Source organism: Saccharopolyspora phatthalungensis, from assembly GCF_014203395.1.
Lineage (GTDB): Bacteria > Actinomycetota > Actinomycetes > Mycobacteriales > Pseudonocardiaceae > Saccharopolyspora > Saccharopolyspora phatthalungensis.
In genome coordinates this window covers 1,399,383-1,417,722 of record NZ_JACHIW010000001.1, presented here as the reverse complement: position 1 = coordinate 1,417,722, position 18,340 = coordinate 1,399,383, and the positions used below count along the sequence as shown (strand labels likewise).

Annotated in this window: 17 protein-coding genes and 2 pseudogenes; 11 read left to right on the top strand and 8 right to left on the bottom strand. The window is 64.5% G+C overall.

The features are described from left to right. Positions 1–71 precede the first annotated feature (71 nt). From BJ970_RS06245 to BJ970_RS39905, 3 genes are all read left to right on the top strand, one after another. Positions 72–1,841: a hypothetical protein gene (locus BJ970_RS06245; RefSeq protein WP_184724932.1), complete on the top strand. Its 1,770-nt coding sequence runs from the start codon at positions 72–74 to the stop codon at positions 1,839–1,841. Positions 1,842–1,938: 97 nt separating this feature from the next. Continuing rightward, a complete protein-coding gene (locus BJ970_RS06240) occupies positions 1,939–2,658 on the top strand; it encodes a nucleoside hydrolase (protein ID WP_312864137.1) in 720 nt (239 codons plus the stop codon). Continuing rightward, entirely contained in the window at positions 2,604–2,885 is a 282-nt protein-coding gene (locus BJ970_RS39905) for a nucleoside hydrolase (RefSeq protein WP_376775109.1), read from the top strand. The genes BJ970_RS06240 and BJ970_RS39905 overlap by 55 nt, the downstream gene beginning before the upstream one ends. A 32-nt stretch (positions 2,886–2,917) precedes the next feature. On the opposite strand, the gene BJ970_RS06235 is transcribed toward BJ970_RS39905, so the two are convergent. Then, on the bottom strand, positions 2,918–3,769 hold the full coding sequence (locus BJ970_RS06235) for a hypothetical protein (protein WP_184724931.1): 852 nt from the start codon (positions 3,767–3,769) through the stop codon (positions 2,918–2,920). A 1,063-nt stretch (positions 3,770–4,832) separates the two neighbouring features. Between BJ970_RS06235 and BJ970_RS06225 the strand changes: the two genes are divergently transcribed. The 4 genes from BJ970_RS06225 to BJ970_RS06210 all read left to right on the top strand — a co-directional run bounded on the left by BJ970_RS06225 (position 4,833) and on the right by BJ970_RS06210 (position 10,190). Continuing rightward, the gene (locus tag BJ970_RS06225; RefSeq protein ID WP_184724925.1) at positions 4,833–5,522 is read left to right on the top strand and encodes a KpnI family restriction enzyme N-terminal domain-containing protein; all 690 of its coding nucleotides are present in this window, start codon (positions 4,833–4,835) and stop codon (positions 5,520–5,522) included. 17 nt (positions 5,523–5,539) lie between these two features. Next, positions 5,540–6,964 (top strand): ParB N-terminal domain-containing protein, encoded by a 1,425-nt coding sequence (locus BJ970_RS06220; RefSeq protein ID WP_184724922.1) that lies wholly within the window; start codon positions 5,540–5,542, stop codon positions 6,962–6,964. Next, the gene (locus tag BJ970_RS06215; protein WP_184724914.1) at positions 6,964–8,778 is read left to right on the top strand and encodes a DEAD/DEAH box helicase; all 1,815 of its coding nucleotides are present in this window, start codon (positions 6,964–6,966) and stop codon (positions 8,776–8,778) included. Before BJ970_RS06220 ends, BJ970_RS06215 begins: the two co-directional genes overlap by 1 nt. 143 nt (positions 8,779–8,921) lie before the next feature. After that, a complete protein-coding gene (locus BJ970_RS06210; RefSeq protein WP_184724911.1) occupies positions 8,922–10,190 on the top strand; it encodes a DNA cytosine methyltransferase in 1,269 nt (422 codons plus the stop codon). Here the strand turns inward: BJ970_RS06210 and BJ970_RS06205 are convergent. Then, entirely contained in the window at positions 10,122–10,580 is a 459-nt protein-coding gene (locus tag BJ970_RS06205; RefSeq protein WP_184724908.1) for a very short patch repair endonuclease, read from the bottom strand. The genes BJ970_RS06210 and BJ970_RS06205 overlap by 69 nt on opposite strands. Positions 10,581–10,730: 150 nt before the next feature. Between BJ970_RS06205 and BJ970_RS06200 the strand changes: the two are divergent. After that, a pseudogene (locus tag BJ970_RS06200) lies at positions 10,731–12,195 on the top strand (DNA-3-methyladenine glycosylase 2 family protein). Between the two features lie 14 nt (positions 12,196–12,209). After that, positions 12,210–12,722, top strand: coding sequence for a methylated-DNA--[protein]-cysteine S-methyltransferase (locus BJ970_RS06195; protein ID WP_184724905.1), 513 nt, complete (start codon positions 12,210–12,212; stop codon positions 12,720–12,722). 55 nt (positions 12,723–12,777) lie between these two features. Here the strand turns inward: BJ970_RS06195 and BJ970_RS06190 are convergent, their stop codons facing one another. Both BJ970_RS06190 and BJ970_RS06185 read right to left on the bottom strand, forming a co-directional pair. Beyond that, positions 12,778–13,044 (bottom strand): helix-hairpin-helix domain-containing protein, encoded by a 267-nt coding sequence (locus BJ970_RS06190; RefSeq protein ID WP_184724902.1) that lies wholly within the window; start codon positions 13,042–13,044, stop codon positions 12,778–12,780. 80 nt (positions 13,045–13,124) lie between these two features. Next, entirely contained in the window at positions 13,125–13,310 is a 186-nt protein-coding gene (locus BJ970_RS06185) for a response regulator transcription factor (RefSeq protein ID WP_281399525.1), read from the bottom strand. A 159-nt stretch (positions 13,311–13,469) separates the two neighbouring features. Between BJ970_RS06185 and BJ970_RS06180 the strand changes: the two genes are divergently transcribed. Next, positions 13,470–14,039 (top strand): hypothetical protein, encoded by a 570-nt coding sequence (locus BJ970_RS06180; protein WP_184724899.1) that lies wholly within the window; start codon positions 13,470–13,472, stop codon positions 14,037–14,039. Between the two features lie 149 nt (positions 14,040–14,188). Here the strand turns inward: BJ970_RS06180 and BJ970_RS06175 are convergent, their stop codons facing one another. Then, entirely contained in the window at positions 14,189–14,770 is a 582-nt protein-coding gene (locus BJ970_RS06175) for a TIGR03086 family metal-binding protein (protein WP_184724896.1), read from the bottom strand. Between the two features lie 61 nt (positions 14,771–14,831). Between BJ970_RS06175 and BJ970_RS06170 the strand changes: the two genes are divergently transcribed. Next, positions 14,832–15,575, top strand: coding sequence for a helix-turn-helix domain-containing protein (locus BJ970_RS06170; RefSeq protein ID WP_184724893.1), 744 nt, complete (start codon positions 14,832–14,834; stop codon positions 15,573–15,575). 75 nt (positions 15,576–15,650) lie between these two features. Here BJ970_RS06170 and BJ970_RS39900 read toward each other — a convergent pair. From BJ970_RS39900 to BJ970_RS06155, 3 genes and pseudogenes are all read right to left on the bottom strand, one after another. Further along, positions 15,651–15,887: pseudogene (locus tag BJ970_RS39900) on the bottom strand (carboxylesterase family protein); the annotation flags it as partial. 285 nt (positions 15,888–16,172) lie between these two features. After that, positions 16,173–17,342 carry an alpha/beta hydrolase family protein gene (locus BJ970_RS06160; RefSeq protein WP_184724890.1) on the bottom strand — a complete coding sequence of 390 codons (1,170 nt, stop codon included), beginning with the start codon at positions 17,340–17,342 and terminating at the stop codon, positions 16,173–16,175. Between the two features lie 102 nt (positions 17,343–17,444). Next, on the bottom strand, positions 17,445–18,218 hold the full coding sequence (locus BJ970_RS06155) for a MerR family transcriptional regulator (RefSeq protein WP_184724887.1): 774 nt from the start codon (positions 18,216–18,218) through the stop codon (positions 17,445–17,447). Positions 18,219–18,340: the final 122 nt, after the last annotated feature.

Genomic DNA, 18,340 nt, shown 5'->3' with positions numbered 1-18,340 from the left:
TCAGCCCGCCTCGGACCTCACCCGTCGAGGCTAGCTCCCGCGAGCGGCCTCGGGACCGCTACGCTTCGGGTATGGAGCGCGACCCGGTCGAGAGCCTGCTGCCCGAGTTGGCTGAGTGGGCGAAGAAGCAGGAACAGCCGGTGCAGGGCAACACCGACGAGGCTGCGATGCTGCTCCGACTGCTGAACGAGCACGTCGGCATCGCCAACCTGGGCAAGCTGCGTCCGCAGCACCTCAACGAGCTGCTGCTGGAGCAGTACCCGCGCAGGACCACGATGGAAGCCAACGATCACGTTTCCACGGTGCTAACCACCATTCGCGAGCTGCTGGATTTCGCGGCGGACACCGGACGGCTGTCGGTGGAGCAGGTCGACGAGCTGCAGGAAGAGATCGACGCGATCGAGCCGTGGTTCCCCGAAGCGGTCTTGGACTGGGGCCTCGACCACCCGCTCAGGCAAGTCTTGAACGCAGCCGGGATCGACCCGGCCGATCAAGAGGAGGTGGCCGTCCGCTGGATCGAAGAGCACACCGTCGCCCCTGAGGCCGAAGCGAATCTCGACCTCCGCGAGCAGCTCGGGCTGCCTGACCGGCTGCCGCCGCTCCGGTTGCCGTCGGACGAAGACCTGGCCGCCGCGGCGCGGCGCAGCCCGCTGCTGGACCGAGCCAGGCGCCTGGCGACGTGGGCGAGCGGCCGCCCGCTCGCGGCCGGCGAGCTCGCACCCGCCGACGCGGTCGCCGCGGCCGAGGAACTCGGTTTCCCGGTGCCGGATTCAGTGGCGGCGATGGGCGATATCCCGGAGCTGGCGAGCCTGTGGGCGCTGGCGGCGGAGCTGGAATTCATCGGCCCTGCCCCGGACGCTGTCGAGACCGGCCCGACGGTCGATGAGTGGCCGGACGGCAGCGACGAAACGGTGCTCGACGTCTGGGCGGACGCGTTGGGAGTGCTCGTCAACGAAGCCCTCCAGGACGACGATGTCCTGCTCGACCTGGCGGACTCCGCGACCATCGGCATGGTGTCGTTGTTCCTCGCCCGCAACGAAGGAATGCCCGTCGCGGAGCTGCGCGAGGTGATCGGGGAAACCGCGGTCGACGAATTCACCCCGCCCGGCGCCTGGGAATCCTGGGTCGACAGGCGCGGCGATCCGGCCGAGCGGCTGCTCTCGCCCCTCGCCGACCTGGGCGCAGCGCAGGTCGATCAGGGGATCGCGCGGCTCACCCCGCTCGCGCAGTACGCCTTCGGCGGCGCGTTGACCGACGGCGGCGTCGAAGTTCCGCTGCTGCCACCGGTCGAACAGCTGGCGGCCTTCGACCTGTTGGACTTCGCCAAGGGCGCGACCGACGACGAGCTGGCGGCCGAGACGGAGGCGTGGTTCGAGGCCCGCGGAGCCGACGCAGCCACGCAGGAGTTGCTGACCGCCGCCGCGACGGGCGACGCGGAGGACCGGATGATCGCGATCGCGATCACCGCGCCACGCGCCGCGACCGCGCCGCAACGGTGGCGGGAGGCACTGGACGAGCCGATGCTGCGGCCGTACGCGAAGTTGACGCTGTACCAACTCGATCCTTCCGAGCAAGAACTAGAGCCGACGGTGACCGACGCGGCGCGGTTGCTCACCGACATGCTCGGTGCGGCGCTGGACTCGGTGGAATCCGAAGAACTGCCCGACGTGCTGGCGGAAGCCGTGCCGCCCGGCGAGGAAGCGACGATCTTCGAGGAGATGTGGCGCCTGGACCATCCGGACGTGCGAGAGGTGCTTACCTTGATCGGCACCAAGCACCCGGACAAGAAGATCGCGAAAGCCGCCCGCAAGGCAGCCTTCAAAATCGCCCCCGCCAAATGATCTTTTGAACGAGTATGCGCCGATTTCGATAGAAATCGGCGCCCAGGGCCTCCGAAGCACGGGAGACGTCATCCCAACGTCTGAGCCCATCCCGCTGGTGATCGACACCGACACGGCGCAGGACGACTGCATCGCCCTGCTCGTTGGCCTGCTCGACCCCCAAGCCGACCTGCGCGCCGTGACGATGGTCGCCGGCAACGTGGACTTTGGCCAGCAGGTCCGCAACGCCTACCTGACCTGCAACGTCGCGGGACGCCTCGGCGACGTCCCCGTGCACCTCGGCTGCCGCCGCCCGATGGTCCGGCCGTGGGAGAGCGCGGAGAACGTGCACGGCGACGGCGCGGGCGGCCTGACGATGGACATGACGGGCTGCGACCCGGAACCCGAGCACGCGGTGGACGCGCTGATCCGGCTAGCCGCCGAGAACCCGGGCGAACTCGCGATCGTCGCGATCGGCCCGCTCACCAACATCGCGACAGCGGTGGTCAAGGTCCCGGACTTCGCCCGCAACGTCAAAATCCTTTACGTGATGGGCGGTTCCAACAACGCCCGGGGAAATATCACCGCAGCCACCGAGTTCAACTTCTACGTCGACCCCGAAGCGGCGAAGACGGTGTTCGCGGCGGGCTTCGAGATCACGGTGGTCCCGTGGGCACCGCTCACCCTGGACCAAGCGGTGTTCGCCCAGCCCGAGCTGGACGAGATCGCGGCGCTGGGCACCCCTCTCTCTCGGAGTTCTTCACCCGAGTCTGCGCGGCAACGCTGGCCTTCGACCGCAGCGTCGGAATCGACGGCACAACCCACCCGGACTCGCTGACGACGGCGCTCCTGCTACACCCCGACCTGATCCGCCGCAGCGCCCGCTACCACGTAGATGTCGAGACATCAGGCGAGCTGACCCGCAACTACGCGGCAATGTCCTGGGGAGTCCACGGCCTGACACCCAACGCAACGGTCATCGAGCAAATCAACGCCCAAGCCTTCTTCACCTACATCAAGAATCTCCTGGCTACCCCCACTGCACCCGCCCGCAAGATCACCTGAGTCCGATGACCGAGACAGCGTGTGCCGGCAAGTCATCCAACAGCAATTCGCAGAGCGTTGCCGGCGTCGTTGGCGAGATCGAATTCCTGCAGTCCCAGAGCGAAGCGCATCACATCTTTCTCGGGCTGCTCACGGCTGTAGATCTGGATCAGTGTCTCTGCGGGTTTATCCAGCTCTTGTCGGCGGAGCAGGGCAACGGAAGCTGCGCTATCTCGCGGTGTAAGCAGCCCTGGGATCTCCCGAAGAACCGCGAGGGCTGCCTCGCGCTGCCCGTCGGCGAAGAGTGTGGCAACTTCGGCGGCAAGCTGCGTTGCGGCAGAGGTGTCGGAGGTGCTGCGCTGCCGGTCTCCCTTCCGAGAGGGGACCGGCAGGTGTGCCGACTTGTGTTGCACCGTAAGTGCTGCATCTAAGACCGCCTTGTCGGCCCGCAGGGCTTGGGCTTCCTGCAGTAACTCCGAGACCTTCTGCTGAAGGTCGAGCACCTGCTGCTGAAGGCTGCGGATGTTCCGTCGGTATTCAGGACATGCGCTGCAGCGCGGCTTCCTGCGCTTCCGGTGTGCCGCCTCAGCTGCGCTGTACAACCCCTTCAGTTGCGTGTCGGTTGTGCCGACAGCAAGTCGGCCCGCATCGTCGCAGGCCGACTCGTACAGGAGCTTGACAAGCATTTCCCATGACGGGAAGGAATCGCAGGTCAGCCCCCGGTACAAAGCGCTGCTGCTGATGCCAAGCCGCTTCGCGGTACTATCGAGCTTTTTCCCGGGCTGTTTCTTGAGTAGGTCATATAGCCCAATGAGGGCCTTAGCGAGCGCACCTTCTTCTTTGGACACTGCGCCTTGCGTTAGTTTCCTGTTCACTTTGTCCTCGAATGATCGGTCCTCTGGCATCGTCGTGCGTTTCCTCCTGCCGGTCCCGTCGCTGGCCGCTAGGCCACGCGCCGTACGCGTGGTTGCACTTTTAGTTGAAACTCCAGCGTCGCTTGTGCACTCATGTGGCTGATGGTATCCAATAAGGTGATCACGCAAGGTGGCTGTCTTGGCGCTGACCTGCCCAGGCAAGTGCCACCCGAGATGCACGAGTAAGGGAGGGTTGCCTAAGGCTGAGGGAACTGGTGGTTTACGAGACGCAGCGCCAGTAGGCGTACCAGACGGAAGTCGTTAGCCTTCTGCTGGTTGTTGCTTCATGCAAGCACTTTGATGCTGAGGATTATCGTGACTTTGTCGCGCTTGAAGGCTGCGCATGATTGATGCTCGGCGAATGAACCGGGACTGAATTTTGGGTGCGTGGGAACTGCTGCGCGCCAGGCTTTATCTCATTCTTGACACCCTTTGGAGGGAGCACAATGTGTCGACGCGTGGTTCCGTCGGAGCCTAAAGTGGAGATCGCGGGGAAGAGGCTGCGCGGCGCGGCCGTTGCAGCGGTCGCCAATGAATACGGCGTCTCCAAGGGTTCTGTGTCGCGCTGGGCAGCGAACTATAGGTCAGGTGGCCGGACAGGGGTTGTCCGTGGCGGCAAGAGCGCTCCGTCCAGCTATAACCGCAGTCACCGCCAGTGATCGACCAGCAAGTCGGGGGGCGTATGTCGAGCTGCGGGTGTTTAAGCGGCCAGCGTAGTGCGGTCGGTCACCTCAGGTCATCGAGGCCATCTGCAAAACCAGATCAAGGGCTCCGGGTTGATCGTTTCGAGCCGTGACTGCACCGGGTGGGTTGCCAAGCCTCAGACGCGGAACCCGCGGGGCTGTGGGTCGACACCTGGATCGTGCCGATTCTGGGCGAATATCCCCAGAACTGGCTGTGAAGCTCGCAAAATTAGCGCTTTGATGCGCGTGCTGATGCCTACGGCTTTCAGCGCCGGGCTAGGTCTGATCACCGTCCGGGGCCGGCAGTCAGCACGTCAGCCACCGGCTGAAGCGCTCAATTAACCTGGAAAGAACCGAGAAAGGTTGAACTCATGACGTTGCCATCGTGGCGGAACCCGAGCTTTGGAAGCATGATCCGGGCTGCCTTGTGGCTGGAGACCGAAGTCGGGGTAGGTAACGCTTTCAGGAAAACCGCTCTGCGCGAGGCGTTTCCGGATGTTGCACAGATCGACCGGCGTGTGCGCGATCTTCGGAAGCACGGCTGGCGGATCGACACGCACCGCGAGGACCCGACTCTCAAGCAAGAGGAACAGCGGTACGTAAAGAAGGGCGCGGAAGTCTGGATTCCTGGGCAGGCGAAAGGTGAGCCCAATAGCAGTCTGACGGCAGCTAGGCGTTCCAAGGTGTTGGCAGAGGACAGCTTCCTCTGCCGGTCCTGCGGCGTTGCGGCAGGTGATCTCTACGACGATGGGGTGCTAAGCGCGCAACTGGATGTCGCTCGCCGCAAAGTCCAGCTGCCAGACGGAATTTTGGACGTGCAGCTCGTCACCGAGTGCAACCGCTGCCGGGTGGGCGGCCGTGGAACCATGATCGACCTCGCGGAAGTGATCAGTCGGGTGAAGTCCCTTTCCCTGTTGGAGCAGGAGATCTTCGCAAGCTGGGTCAAGGAGGACCGTCGCAAGTTCAGCGAGCTCGATAGCTTGTGGGGGATCTACCGGGCACTACCGGCGGTGTCACGCGACGCTGTCAAGCAGGCGCTAGGCAGCGGAGACACCAAGTAGAAGGGAGCAAAACAGCGATGCTGCGGGAGTTTCCACCGCCACCACGTGCGGCTGAAAACAGTATGCTGATCAAGAAGAGGCTGGCGGAGGTACGAAACGCCGGAGGTACCCGGGAGACGGTCACAGTTGACTGGAACGGCCAGCTGTTGTCTGTCGAGGTGATTGACCTCCCGCTCGCCAGCCTCTACTACAACCCCGCGACCCACCGTGTCCGGGCGCAGCGCAGCCACGATCCGGTTCGTGATAAGACGCTCAACAAAGATCCGTACAGCGACGAGAGCCAGGATTACCTGAAGTTTTTGCTCCAGGCCGAGCCGAAAGACCCGCGCCGACGGGACACGGACTTTGACGCGCTCAGGCAAAGCTTAAAGGACTTCGGGCAAAGCGATCCAGGGCTCATCACGCATCAGGGCGTCCTAGTGAACGGCAACACGCGCGCTGCCGCTCTCCGCGAGCTCGGCGTCCAGTCGATGCGGGTAGCGGTGCTACCAGAGTCGTTTACTTGGGCGGACATTAATGCGGTCGAGTTATCGCTGCAGCTACGTAAAGATCACAGGCGAGCCTATTCTTACATTAACCGTCTGCTTGCGATGGAGGAACAAGCCGCGCTGGGAAAGACTCCAGAGGCCATTGCTAAGGAGTTCCGGATTCAACGTGCAACGTACGAGCAGGAGAAATGGATCCTCGCGGCGATTCGCGAGCAGATCAAGCGCAGCAAGAGTGCCGACGGGCGTGCGGCGCTCCGACTGATCGACTTCGAAGACCACCAAGAGAAGCTCAAGGAGCTGCACCGAGCTCACCAGAATGCACAGGCCGACGACCCTGACCGGGCGGACGTGCTCAAGGAAATCCGGATGGCGGCGATCGTCCTAGGGTTCGCGAAGACAGCCGTACGCCATATCGACGAAAGCTTTCCAGAGACTTACCTGAACTCGACTTTGCCGGGAGAGTTGAGCGACGTCGCTGCTGAGCAGGAAGCTGTGGCTGTCCCCGGACTAGGGATCTCTATCCCCGGTGAATCGGCCGGACTAACAGCTGCGCGAGCGCTGAATAAGCACATCTTACGTGCCAAAGCAGTGGCAGTAGCCGCAGCCTCTGACGTGCCGGAGGCGGAGAAAAGGAGCGCGCAAGGGCTTATTGACAAAGCCCAAGAGGCGTTCCAAAGCGCCCTCGATACAGCAGAAGGCGACGCCAAGGTTCGGAAGCGCAAGCAACAGGCGCCGGCTCGTCTAGCAGAGGCATGCCGAGATATCGACCAATGCGTTGTGGATCTTGTGCGGGCCCGCGCCTCACAAACCCTGGATGAAGAGGCGTTCGACGAAGCAGTAGTCGAGTTACGGCACAGTATTCAGAAGCTTGCCCGCCAGGCCGGACGTGGGATCCCGCACCCAGGTGACGGAGTCGCGTGGCTCCTTGAAGCGGCTTCCTTGGAGGGGAAGTGATGGCCGACCTGGTTGACGGTGCGTCGTTACACCTCGGGTTCGACGAGACGCGGACAAAAGTTGTGCTGAGAACTATCGCGGACCACCGCGAGGATCTCGTTCAGCTGGCCGGACGTTTCCATTCGAGCACACAGTTCGGGCTCCTGGCCGTATCGGTGGATCTTGACGATCTACTGGTACGGCTGAACGCGATCGGCACATGGCCGGACCACCGTGGTGTGGAGTGGGCGCCCGAGCTGGCGGATTTGGTTCGCGGAAACGTCCAGGACGCTGCGGCAGTCAAGGCACGCATTGAGACGCCAGCACAGAACGGAGAGGTTCCCGCCAATGAGGTGCTCACTCTGCTTGGACCGGACTGGAAGGCGGATTTACGGGAGTTTCAGCGGCGCGACATCGCCAAGTTGCTGGCTCTCCAGCACGGTGCGAACTTCAGCGTCCCGGGCGCCGGAAAGACACGTGTAGCTCTAGCGGTTTATGCGGCACAGAAGACCCAGAAAAAGGTTAGTCGTCTTGTGGTCGTCTGCCCCAAATCCGCTTATGAGTCCTGGCAGTTCGAAACGGGGGAGTGCTTTCAGTACCCGTTACGTACCCATATACACGACCGCTCGTTGGATGCGTGGGCCGAGGTGCTGATCATCAACTATGAGCGGCTGGACCGTTCGCTCGGCACACTGGCTGGGTGGTTGAAGTCGGCTCCGACGATGATCATCCTGGACGAGGCGCACCGCATGAAACTCGGGACCCGGGGAACGTACGGTGCGGCGTGCATGGCGCTCGGTCCACTAGCGTATCGACGACTGATCCTTACCGGCACGCCGGCTCCTAACGGAGCGAAAGACCTCGAGAACCTCCTGGGTTTTGTGTGGCCGGGCCACGGGCATCGCACTGTTGCGTCGGCGATTGGTGGAGGTGACCTTGCCTATGCCAGTAGGGTCTTGCGGCCGCTCTTCACTCGCACGACTAAGGATGAACTTGGGCTTCCTGGCATGAAGACGCGTGTGCGCTACGTGAGCATGCCGCCACTGCACGCGGAGATCTATAGCTCGTTGGTAGGGAATCTATCTGGCGAGACCGCGCGCGACGACCTCCGCTCGCTTGGCAAGACGGCCCTAAGGCTGCTGATGGCAGCGACAAGCCCCGCGCTCTTGCTGGAAGGTGCAAGCAAATACGAACCTCTCGCGTATCAAGTGCCGCCACTTGAGATTCCTCAGACCGGGTCTCTGTACACGCTCATGCAGAACCTCCCCAGCTACGAGCTATCGCCAAAGTACAAAGAGGCCGTTGCCATCGTTGCCGAAAATGCCCGGAAACACCGGAAGACCCTGGTTTGGACGACCTTCGTGAGGAGCCTGACAACGCTGGAGAAGCTGCTCGAGAAGTATCAACCCGCCGTGATCCACGGCGGGACCCTTGATCGTGACGAGCAGCTAAGACGGTTCCGGGAGGACAAGAACTGCATGGTATTGGTGTCCAATCCGGCCACCCTGGGCGAGGGCATCAGCCTCCACCAGGTCTGCCACGACGCTGTCTATGTGGACCGCGACTTCATGGCAGGTCGGTTCCTGCAGAGCCTCGACCGTATTCATCGTCTTGGCCTCGCACCCGAGGTAGAGACGAGGGTCACTGTCTTGGCTGCACGCGACACAATCGACGAGGTGGTGAAGACGCGTCTAGACCAGAAGCTTGAGTTTATGGGGAAGATCCTCGATGATCCCTCTGTACAACAGCTGTCCGACCTCCAAGAGGAGCCTTCGGTAGCCGGCGGCTTGGATGCCAGCGACATCCAGGCTCTGATTCGGCACATGGGTAGCTAGCCATCGGCGTGTGGTCGCGGGCTTCGGCTTCCCCTCCCGAACCCCGCGATCCTTGGTGCTGTAAGACTCCTGATGTATGTGGCGGATGGCTAATCACCGTCTGCGACACTTGGTGTCGATTGCGTGAAGCAGAAGGAGTGCCGATGGGCGCCGGCAGGAGCCGACAGCTGACCTCGATTGAGATCTGTGCAGGTGCCGGAGGCCAAGCTCTCGGCCTGCACAGGGCTGGCTTCAGGCACAAGGCGCTTGTCGAGTGGGACGACGATGCTGTTGAGACACTCAAGGCGAACGTTCGGAAGTGGCCCGGATGGAAAACAAAGGCCGATAAACTTACTTCTGCGGATGTGAAGGAATTTGCTGACGATCCGTGTGATCAATTTAAAGTAAAAAAGGGAGAGATTGATCTCCTCGCTGGCGGAGTCCCGTGTCCGCCATTTTCGCTGGCCGGTAGACAGCTTGGCAAAGATGACGAACGTGATCTTTTCCCTGATATGCTCGAGATTGTCGGCAAGCTTGAGCCCAGGGCAGTCATGATAGAGAATGTTCGCGGACTGCTTGAGCCTTGGCATACGTTTTCGTCGTACCGTAAGATGGTCTTAAAAGAACTTGGCCGACTTGGTTATGTAGTCGCGGATGGGGGGGCTGATCTTAGCCAGTCTTGGCGGATTCTTGAAGCTCGTGATTTCGGCGTGCCGCAACTGCGTCCGCGAGCTATTCTTGTTGCAATTAGGGCAGATATTCTCGGGAATAACAAGTTTATCTGGCCTATCGGAAAGGAAGGCGATCCTGTCAATGTAGCAGACGCCTTGCGGGCCACGATGTTGGAGCGATGTGAAGCTCACGGGGCCAAGGGGATCGAAGTCTTTAAAAGGTGGCTGAAGAAGGCGGAAAAGGAAGCCCATGCGGGGCGTGGTGTGGCGCCGACGCTCGTCGGGGGCTCTCGAAAGCATGGTGGTGCTGACCTCGGGCCAACACGGGCTAAGCGGGCCTGGGCTGCGCTGGGTATAAACGCAATGGGTGTCGCCAACGATCACGACCCGGAGCTAAAATACTGCGCCCCAGAGAGGGACATTTTTCGGGAAACCGGGCCGATGCTGACAGTCAAGCAGGCGGCAATAATTCAAGGTTTTCCTCCCGGCTGGGAATTTAAGGGACGTAAGACCGCACGATATCGCCAAGTAGGAAACGCTTTTCCGCCGCCAGTTGCTGAGGCTGTTGGCAGGGCTATTGCGGCTGTGCTGCAGCCGGCTCGGCGCGATGATTACCTTCAAGGTCTCGTGATGGAAGAGGAAACGGAACACCAGGAGATTGCGGGGCTCTTCCCTGAATTTGAACTGTCTGGTTCACGAAGAGTCGGCGCCATTCCGTCGAGCAATGACCGTTGCGGCGATCTTATCGACGCAGTTGGTTGATTCTTCGTGTTCCCAGAAACGCAGCACGAGCCATCCTGCTCTGGTGAGCCGTTCGTCAGTGTCACGATCACGTGCGATATTGCGGGCTACTTTATCCGACCAGTATTCAGAATTGATTTTTGGTGACGCGTAGTGGTCGGGGCAGCCGTGCCAGTAGCAGCCATCAATAAAGACGGCCACCTTCGTTGGGCGGAAAACCAGGTCAGCAGTCCGGCGAAGATCGGGCAACGGACGTGCATGGACGCGGTAGCGCAGCCCACGAGCATGGACGAGCCGCCGAATCACCTGCTCTGGCTTCGTGTCGCGGTTGCGAATCGCTTGCATGTTTCGCCGACGACCGGCTGAAGACGCCCAAGACCCAGCCGGGACGGTCGAACTCGCATCGAGCATGGCTTTGAGGGTAGCGACTACCCAAGGACGGCTCGAACGCATCCGAGTGGACTGGCAGAAGATGGACGTCTTCGTGCTTGCTGGGTGGAGCACGGAGGTTGATTTCGGTTTCCGCTTGCCCCGCATCGGTGCTGCGGTGATGTTGGGTACATGCATGAGGATGTGGCTCGGTGTGTGAGGGCCGTGCAGTCGAAGGACACTCGGTTCGATGGGTGGTCTTTCACCGCCGTGATCACTACTCGGATCTACTGTCGGCCGAGTTGTCCGGTGGTGCCTCCCGAGGTTGAGAACATGCGGTTCTACCCGAGTGGTGCCGTTGCCCAGCAGGCTGGGTCGGGCCTGCAAGCGGTGTCGGCCCGATGCGAGTCCCGGGTCTCCGCAGTGGAACGAGCGGGCCGATCTGGTGGCTCGGGCGATGCGGTTGATCGCAGATGGGGTGGTTGATCGGGACGGTGTTCCCGGGCTCGCCTCGCGGTTGAGGTACAGCGTCCGGCAGATCCAGCGGCAGCTGTTGGCCGAGCTAGGGGCCGGGCCGCTTGCGTTGGCTCGGGCGCAGCGCGCGCAGACCGCTCGGCTGCTCATCGAGACCACGGACGTGCCCATGAGCGATGTTGCCTTCGCGGCGGGGTTTGCGAGCGTGCGAACCTTCAACGACACCGTGCGGGAGATCTTCGGCCTAGCCCCGACCGAGTTGCGGGCGCGCGCATCCCGGCAGCATCCGGCCACCGCCGGATCGTTGGGATTGCGGCTGCCCTTCCGGGCGCCGCTGTGTCCGGACAACCTCTTCGGGCACCTCGCTGCCACCGCTGTTCCTGGGGTCGAGGAGTGGCGTGACGGTGCTTATCGCCGCACGCTTCGCTTGCCGCACGGTCATGGCGTGGTCGCTCTTCGGCCAGCGCCCGAGTACATCGACTGCCGGCTGACCCTGACCGATCTTCGGGACTTGTCCGCCGCGATCACCCGCTGCCGGTGGCTCCTCGACCTCGATGCCGACCCCGTCGCCGTCGACGACCTGCTGAGGACCGATGCGGCGCTCGCGCCGCTGGTCGACAAAGAACCCGGCCGCCGGGTACCGCGCACCGTGGACGCCGAGGAGTTCGCCGTGCGCGCGGTGCTGGGGCAGCAGGTGGCCACCACTGCGGCCTCGACGCATGCCGCCCGGTTGGTGGCTGCTCACGGCGAGGAGATAGCCGACCCGGCGGGCGGGCTCAGCCACCTGTTCCCGGACGCGGCGGCGTTGGCCGCGCTAGATCCGGACACACTCGCCTTCCCGAAGGCGCGCCGCAAGACGATCATCACGCTCGTCGATGCCCTGGCGGGCGGCGACATCGCCCTCAGCGTCGGTAGCGACTGGCACCGGGCCCGGGCCCAGCTCGCCGAGCTCCCCGGGATCGGCCCGTGGACCGTCGAGACCATCGCCATGCGCGCCCTGGGCGATCCCGATGCCTTCGCGCCGACCGATCTGGGGGTCCGGTACGCCGCCCGTAACCTGGATTTGCCCTCGACGCCCGCCGCGCTTACCGGTCGCGCTGCCGCTTGGAGCCCCTGGCACGCGTATGCGGTGCAGTGCCTGTGGGCGACCGGTGACCACGCGATCAACCGGCTACCAGCCTGAAGAGAGGATTGTCAGTGCACCGGGTAAACACCGTCGTAGACAGCCCCTTCGGCCCGCTTACCCTTGTCGCGGCCGACGGCGTCTTGGTCGGTCTGTACATGGATCGGCAGCGACACCGCCCGTCGGAGGAGGTGTTTGGCGAGCCGGACGCCAAGCCTTTCGGTCCGGTGATCGAGCAGTTGGCGGAGTACTTCGCCGGGCAGCGCAGCGAGTTCGACCTGCAGATGGCCTTTTTCGGCACCCCGTTCCAGCGCACCGTGTGGGAAGCGTTGCGCGAAATACCTTACGGTGAAACGGTTTCCTACGGGGAAGTGGCGGAGCGGATCGGGCGCCCCACCGCCTCGCGCGCCGTCGGCCTGGCCAACGGGAAGAACCCGATCAGCATCATCGTGCCGTGCCACCGGGTCATCGGCTCCACCGGCAACCTCACCGGCTACGGTGGCGGGCTCGAACGGAAGCGGAACCTCCTGGACTTCGAGCAGCGCAACGCCGCCGGAGCGCAATCGGCGCTCGCGTTCGAGGTCTAGGCGATAGCCGGATGGCCAGGAGAAAGGACGGCTCGACCCGGGCCGCGGGTTGACTTCAGTCCCGGGCGAGCCGCTTGCGTTCGGGCGTGTACTCCCACCACGGGCGTGCGGGGGCGCCGTTGGCCTGGTCCACGGCCGACATGAACGTGTCCAGCAGGCACGGGTCATGCCGGTGGCCGTCGAGCGCGCACAGCCGCTCGTATAACTCCACCGGATCGAGACCCGTCAGCTGGCTCCGCTCGGTGATGCCCACCCGTGCAAGTTTCCGCACGATTGCCGGGCCGACGTTGGCCAATGCCAGCAGATCCGTGTCAGCACTCATGCGAGCAGGACATCACGAACGCGTCGCACGGGTCTTGAACAATCCGGACATCATCGCCGTTCCAGGCGAGGCGAGCTCCGTCAGGTCAGGTCGGCGTCGTGGGCGAGTAGGGCGATCTGGGTTCTGTTGCCGAGGCTTAGTTTCGTCAGGACGTGGGAGACGTGGGCTTTCACCGTGGCCACGCTCATGAACAGGTCCGCCGCAATCTCGGCGTTCGTGCTGCCGCCGGCGACCGCCAGGGCTACCTCGGGCTCTCGGTCGCTCAGCTTGGCGAAGCCGACTCGGGCCCGTTCGTATCGGCAAGCGTGCTCTCGTTGCCACGGTGTGCACCGCGGTGGTGCTCACCACGACGCTCTCCTCGCGCGCGAAGAACTCCGCCGGTCGTGGCTGCGTCCGCCGACCTCAGCGGCTAATCCGGCGAGCTGGTGGCGGACGAGCCGCTGATTTCGCTGGATGCCGCTGGACTTGCCGAACACGTGGCGCAGAAGGGCTTCGAGTCAGACGGGATCCGCTACGGCGTTGACGCCTACCGGTACCTCTATCGCACGACCAACTTCGCGGGAGAGCAGACGATCGCCAGCGGCGTGGTCGCGTTCCCGCGCCCTAAGCAGAAGGAAGAACTGCCGCTCACCGTGTACCCGCACGGCACCAATCCGGTCCGCGGGGTGGCGGCATCGGTTGCGACAGCCCGGAGCGCCCTCCTGCTTTTCGCCGGCACCAGCCAGGCCGCCGGTTCCGGTCCGGCTCTACCACGGCACCGCCGACGAGGACGTGCCGTTCGCAGATCACCGCAGTGGATCCGGCAGGAGTGCGCGACCTGCAAAGCCACGTCGTCGCTGTGCTGCGCGGAGGCGCTCCGGTGTACCAAGTCGCACGCGAGGACGCCGCGCTGGTCGGGCTCGCCGCAGCGGGCGGGCTGGTGCGCGACAACGTCCCGTCCAGGGACTGCGGGAGCATCGGAAACGTGTCAAAGCGCTCGCCGCGCACGGAAGTGAGGCGATACCGGCCGTCGGGGCGGTGCTCGACCGGATCCGGGCCGGGCGGATCGCCAGCGCCACCGCCTACCATGGGGGTTAGGCGGTTTCGTTGGCAACGGGGCCGCGAGTCCTTTGGGTAGCACCAAAAAGGACTCACGGCCCCGTGTTCAGTGGGTCCAAGCTGGGTCGCGGCCGGTGAGCCCGAGGAGCTTGTCCAATGTGGATGATGAAGGTGTCACGGTGACCTCGGCGCCGTAGACGTCCATCGCCCGGCCCTGCTCGGCGGTTTTCGCGACTTCCTCGTGCACGAAGTCGAGGAGGTCATCATCCAGTTCCAGGCGTTGGTCGGTCGCCTTCGCCAGATCCCAGCCGTGCACCAGCATCTCGACCACGACCATGCCGCCGACCAGCGAGGCCGGTAGTTCCGTCGGGCCGCCCATGTGTGTGGTGCCCTCCCACGCGCCGGGCTCGCTCCAGGAGTCGGCGGTGCGGTCCAGGTGCGTCACCAGGTCCGCCGCCCAGTCGCCGCCGGTCAGGTCCACGTCCTGCTCGGCTTCGGCCGGCGGCGGCACCGTCTCCTTGCGCGCGGCAGCCTCCAGCGACGGCCCCCAGAACAGCAGGTGGTTCACCAGCTTGCGCACGTCGTACTCGGCGCACGGAGTCGGAGCGCCGAGCTGGTCGGGCTTGATGTTGCGAACGACTTCCCGCAGCGACGCGGCCGCGCGGTTCAGGAACTGTGCCTCGGACATGGCTCCAGGAAAGCACGGCCGGCAGCCGACGTCTTGCACGAACGCGACATAGAATCCAGCCGTGACCAGGGACGCCCGCGAACTCGGGGGCGCGTGGACGAAGTACCAGCGCCACGCCTTCCCGGCCCCGTCACCGGACCTCGCTCGCTTCGTCGAGCGCTACTGGATCGTCTCCTGGGATTACCGCGAGCCCTACCGGCAGCTGGTCGTGCCCTACCCGAACGTGCACCTCACGTTCCGTGACGGGAGCGCGACCGTGAACGGCGTCGCCAGCGGGCACCAGATCAAGGTGCTCGAAGGCCGCGGCGAGGTGTTCGGAGTGGCGTTCCGGCCCAGCTGCTTCCGGCCGTTCCTCGGCGCGTCCGCCTCGACGATCACGGACCGGACGGTCGACGCGCGCGAGATCTTCGGGCCGGGCCTGCCGGACGAGCCGGATGTGGCGGCGGTTGAACGGTTCCTCCGGGCCCGCCTGCCGCGGCCCGACCCGAAGGCGGAGGAAGCCGCGGAAATCGTCGCGAAGATCGCCGCGAAACCGGAACTGACCAGGGTCGATGTGCTCGCCCGCGAGCTCGGCATGAACGTTCGGAGGTTGCAGCGACTGTTCGCGGAGTACGTCGGGATCGGGCCGAAGTGGGTGATCCGCCGCTACCGGTTGCGCGAGGTGACCGAGCGGCTGGCGAACGGCGCGGAGCCGAACTGGGCGGCGCTCGCGGTCGAACTCGGCTATGCCGACCAGGCGCACTTCGCCCGCGACTTCAAGGACATGTTCGGCGAGTCCCCCACCAAGTACGCCGAGCGGTACTAGTGCCGCGTCCAGATGACGAACTGACCGCCGTGCAGCAACACGACCATCGCTTGGCGCTCCCCCTGCGTTGGAAGGTGCCGTCACGTTCAGGTAGAGGCAGTCCTCGTCGTTGGCGACGCCCGATTGCTCGCCGGGGTGCTGCGTGCAGGCAGGCGCGCGTTTCGTCGCGTCCCGCTCGCCGGTCCAAGGCGCCGACGGCTGCGGGTCCTGCCAGCGCAGTTCGCCGACCGGTGGCGCGGCGTACGGAATCCTCTGGAATTTCCGGACACCGTCCACCGTAGAGCCGCGTACCGCGCCGCCTTCGGTAGGCACCACGTTCGCGTCGGAGTCGGCGGCGAGGGCGCTATCGGCACTGCTCGGGGCCTCCGCCTCGCAGCAGGCGGTAGCGGTCAGCAGCCCTATCAACGCCGCGCCACCTCCTGGCTTCCATTCGAGTCTCCCCTCTCAGTCCGAGAACCGGACTCCGGCCGCTCTGCTCAAGCCGCTCGGGAAGCTACGGTCGAGCCGGAGGCGCCGCATCAGGTTTCGGTCGACGGCCGATGGCCGAAGTGCGGAGGAACCCGAGACCAAAGCCGTTGCGGTGGCGGCGAAAGACGGTCATCGGGACAAGTGCTCGGCGAAGAACGTCAGCACCTGGTTCCGGACCGCAGGCACTGAATCGGCCGGGTCGATCGCGCCGACCAGCTTCGCCCGGTCCTCGGCGCTCATCAGCCCGGCGTCCTGGAGCTGCGGTGCCATGTTGCTGTAGTCGGTGAATACCCAGTGCGTGGCGTTGTCGAGCTGTTCCCAACGGGTGCAGCCCTGCTGGTGGTCGAGCATCGCCGACCAGGAACGCTCGATCCGCGCGTCCCGGAAACCGTCGGTTCCCAGCAGCAACAGCGGCTGATCCACCCCGTGCTTGGCGATCGGGAGCAGTTCGCCTTCCTGGTCGGGCTCTTCCGGCATGTAGTCGAGGTAGCCCTCCATGTTGATCGCCGCGTCGATCCGCCGGTCCTCGTACAACGCCTCGGCCACGGTCGCCCCGCCTGCGGAGTGGCCGTAGGCACCCACCCGGCGCAGGTCGAGGGCTTGCCCGAGGTTCTCCGGCAGCGGGCGTGCGTCGGCGTCGGGGTTTCGGCCGGCCGCCAGCTTGGCCAGCTCGTCCAGCACGAATCGGGTGTCCGCGATCCGGGTGTCGATCATCGTGCGGAACAGCCGCGGATCGGTCCGGGGATCGCCCGGGATATCGATCGCCCGTACCCTGCCGCCCGGGAACTCGACTTCGCTGGCCTCGCCGGTGTGGTCGATGGTGACCACCACGTAGCCGTGGCTCGCCAATTCCTCGGCGACTCCGGTGCCGATGGTGCGCGGATCAGCACCTCCCGGGCTGTAAAGCAGCACCGGCCGTCGACCCGGCAGCGCCGGCGCGCCGGTGTGCGAATGGGTCTGAGTCGCCGTCCAATTCACCCCCGAATCCGGCAGTTCCGGGTGCAGGTGGACGGCGTCGAGCGTTGAGAACACGGCTGCGGCTGCGTGTGTCAGCTGCGGTGCGACCGGGTAGTCCGCAACGTCGGCGGCGGGGTAAAACACCGTGGTCATCAGTTCTCGGACGGTGCCGTTCCACGGGTCGCGCCTGGACTCGTCGACCAGGTGCAGCGTGGTGACGCCGAGCTGGTGCTGGCCGGTCGGCGCGGGCAGCCGCAAGGTGACCGGCGTTGTTTGTGCTCGCGCGATGTCGTCGCCCGCCACCGGCAGTGTTGGGCCGAGAACTCCGTTTCTACGGAACATGTTTTCCCTCCGTGGCCAGAATTCGACGAGCAACTGGCACCATGCGCCGGTTGTTTTTTTGCGGTTCTTCTTCTGGAAATCAGTTCCTGGTATCGGGTCGAGTTATTCGCGGGACAAGGCCGCGTAAGCCCGGTCTACGTAGTCGAGCAGTTCCTCGCCGATCTCCTGCTGCTCTCCCGTCACGCCTGGCGGGATTGTCGGGCCTTGCTCGCGGAAGAATCGGACCATCGATTCCCGGATCGCGGGCTCGCCGCCGGTGAAAAGCTCGACCAGCTCGAACAGGCGCCGGGTGGTCCGCTGCACTTCGGGATCGTCCACCGGGTCGTTGTCCAGGTAGTGCTGCGCCAGTTTCGCCGCCACCAAGGGCCATTCCGCGTCCAGCTGCCTCCTGCCGTCCGCGCCGAGCTCTTCAGCCCTTTCGTCTAGGAAAGCGTGCTGCTCCTCGGTGATGTACTGGTCGACAGTGCTCATCCGCCCCAGCATGGAGAGGAATTCGCCTGGTTCGGGGCGCGACGAACCGTCCAGTTGTTCCAGCAGGTTCCTGGTCCGGTGGCGCAGCGCCGCCAACCGGCGCGCCTGGTCGTCGAGCTGGGTCAGGTGGCCCGTGAGCACCTCGCGAAGGATGCCGGGATCGTCCTCGGCCAGCACGTCGCCGATCTCGTCCAAGGACATCCCAAGCTGGCGGAGCAGGCGGATCTGGTAGAGCCGCCGCAGATCCTGCTCGGTGTACCTGCGGTGGCCCGAGGGGGTCCGTCCGCCGGGGCGCAGTAGGCAGAGCTCGTCGTAGTGGTGCAGCGTCCGCACGGTGAGGCCGGTGGCCTTGGCCAAGGCCCCGACGCTCCATCGTGGCTGCTTCCCGTCCCCAGTTCCGGTCACGACAACGACCCTAGGTGGCTGGTGTCGAACGGGGTTTTGAGGTGTTTGCTCTGGTCTTAGCGTGGCGGGCGGTGGGTGTGATTGCCGATCGTTTTCGAGTGTGGTCGGTGGGTTTGTGTGTC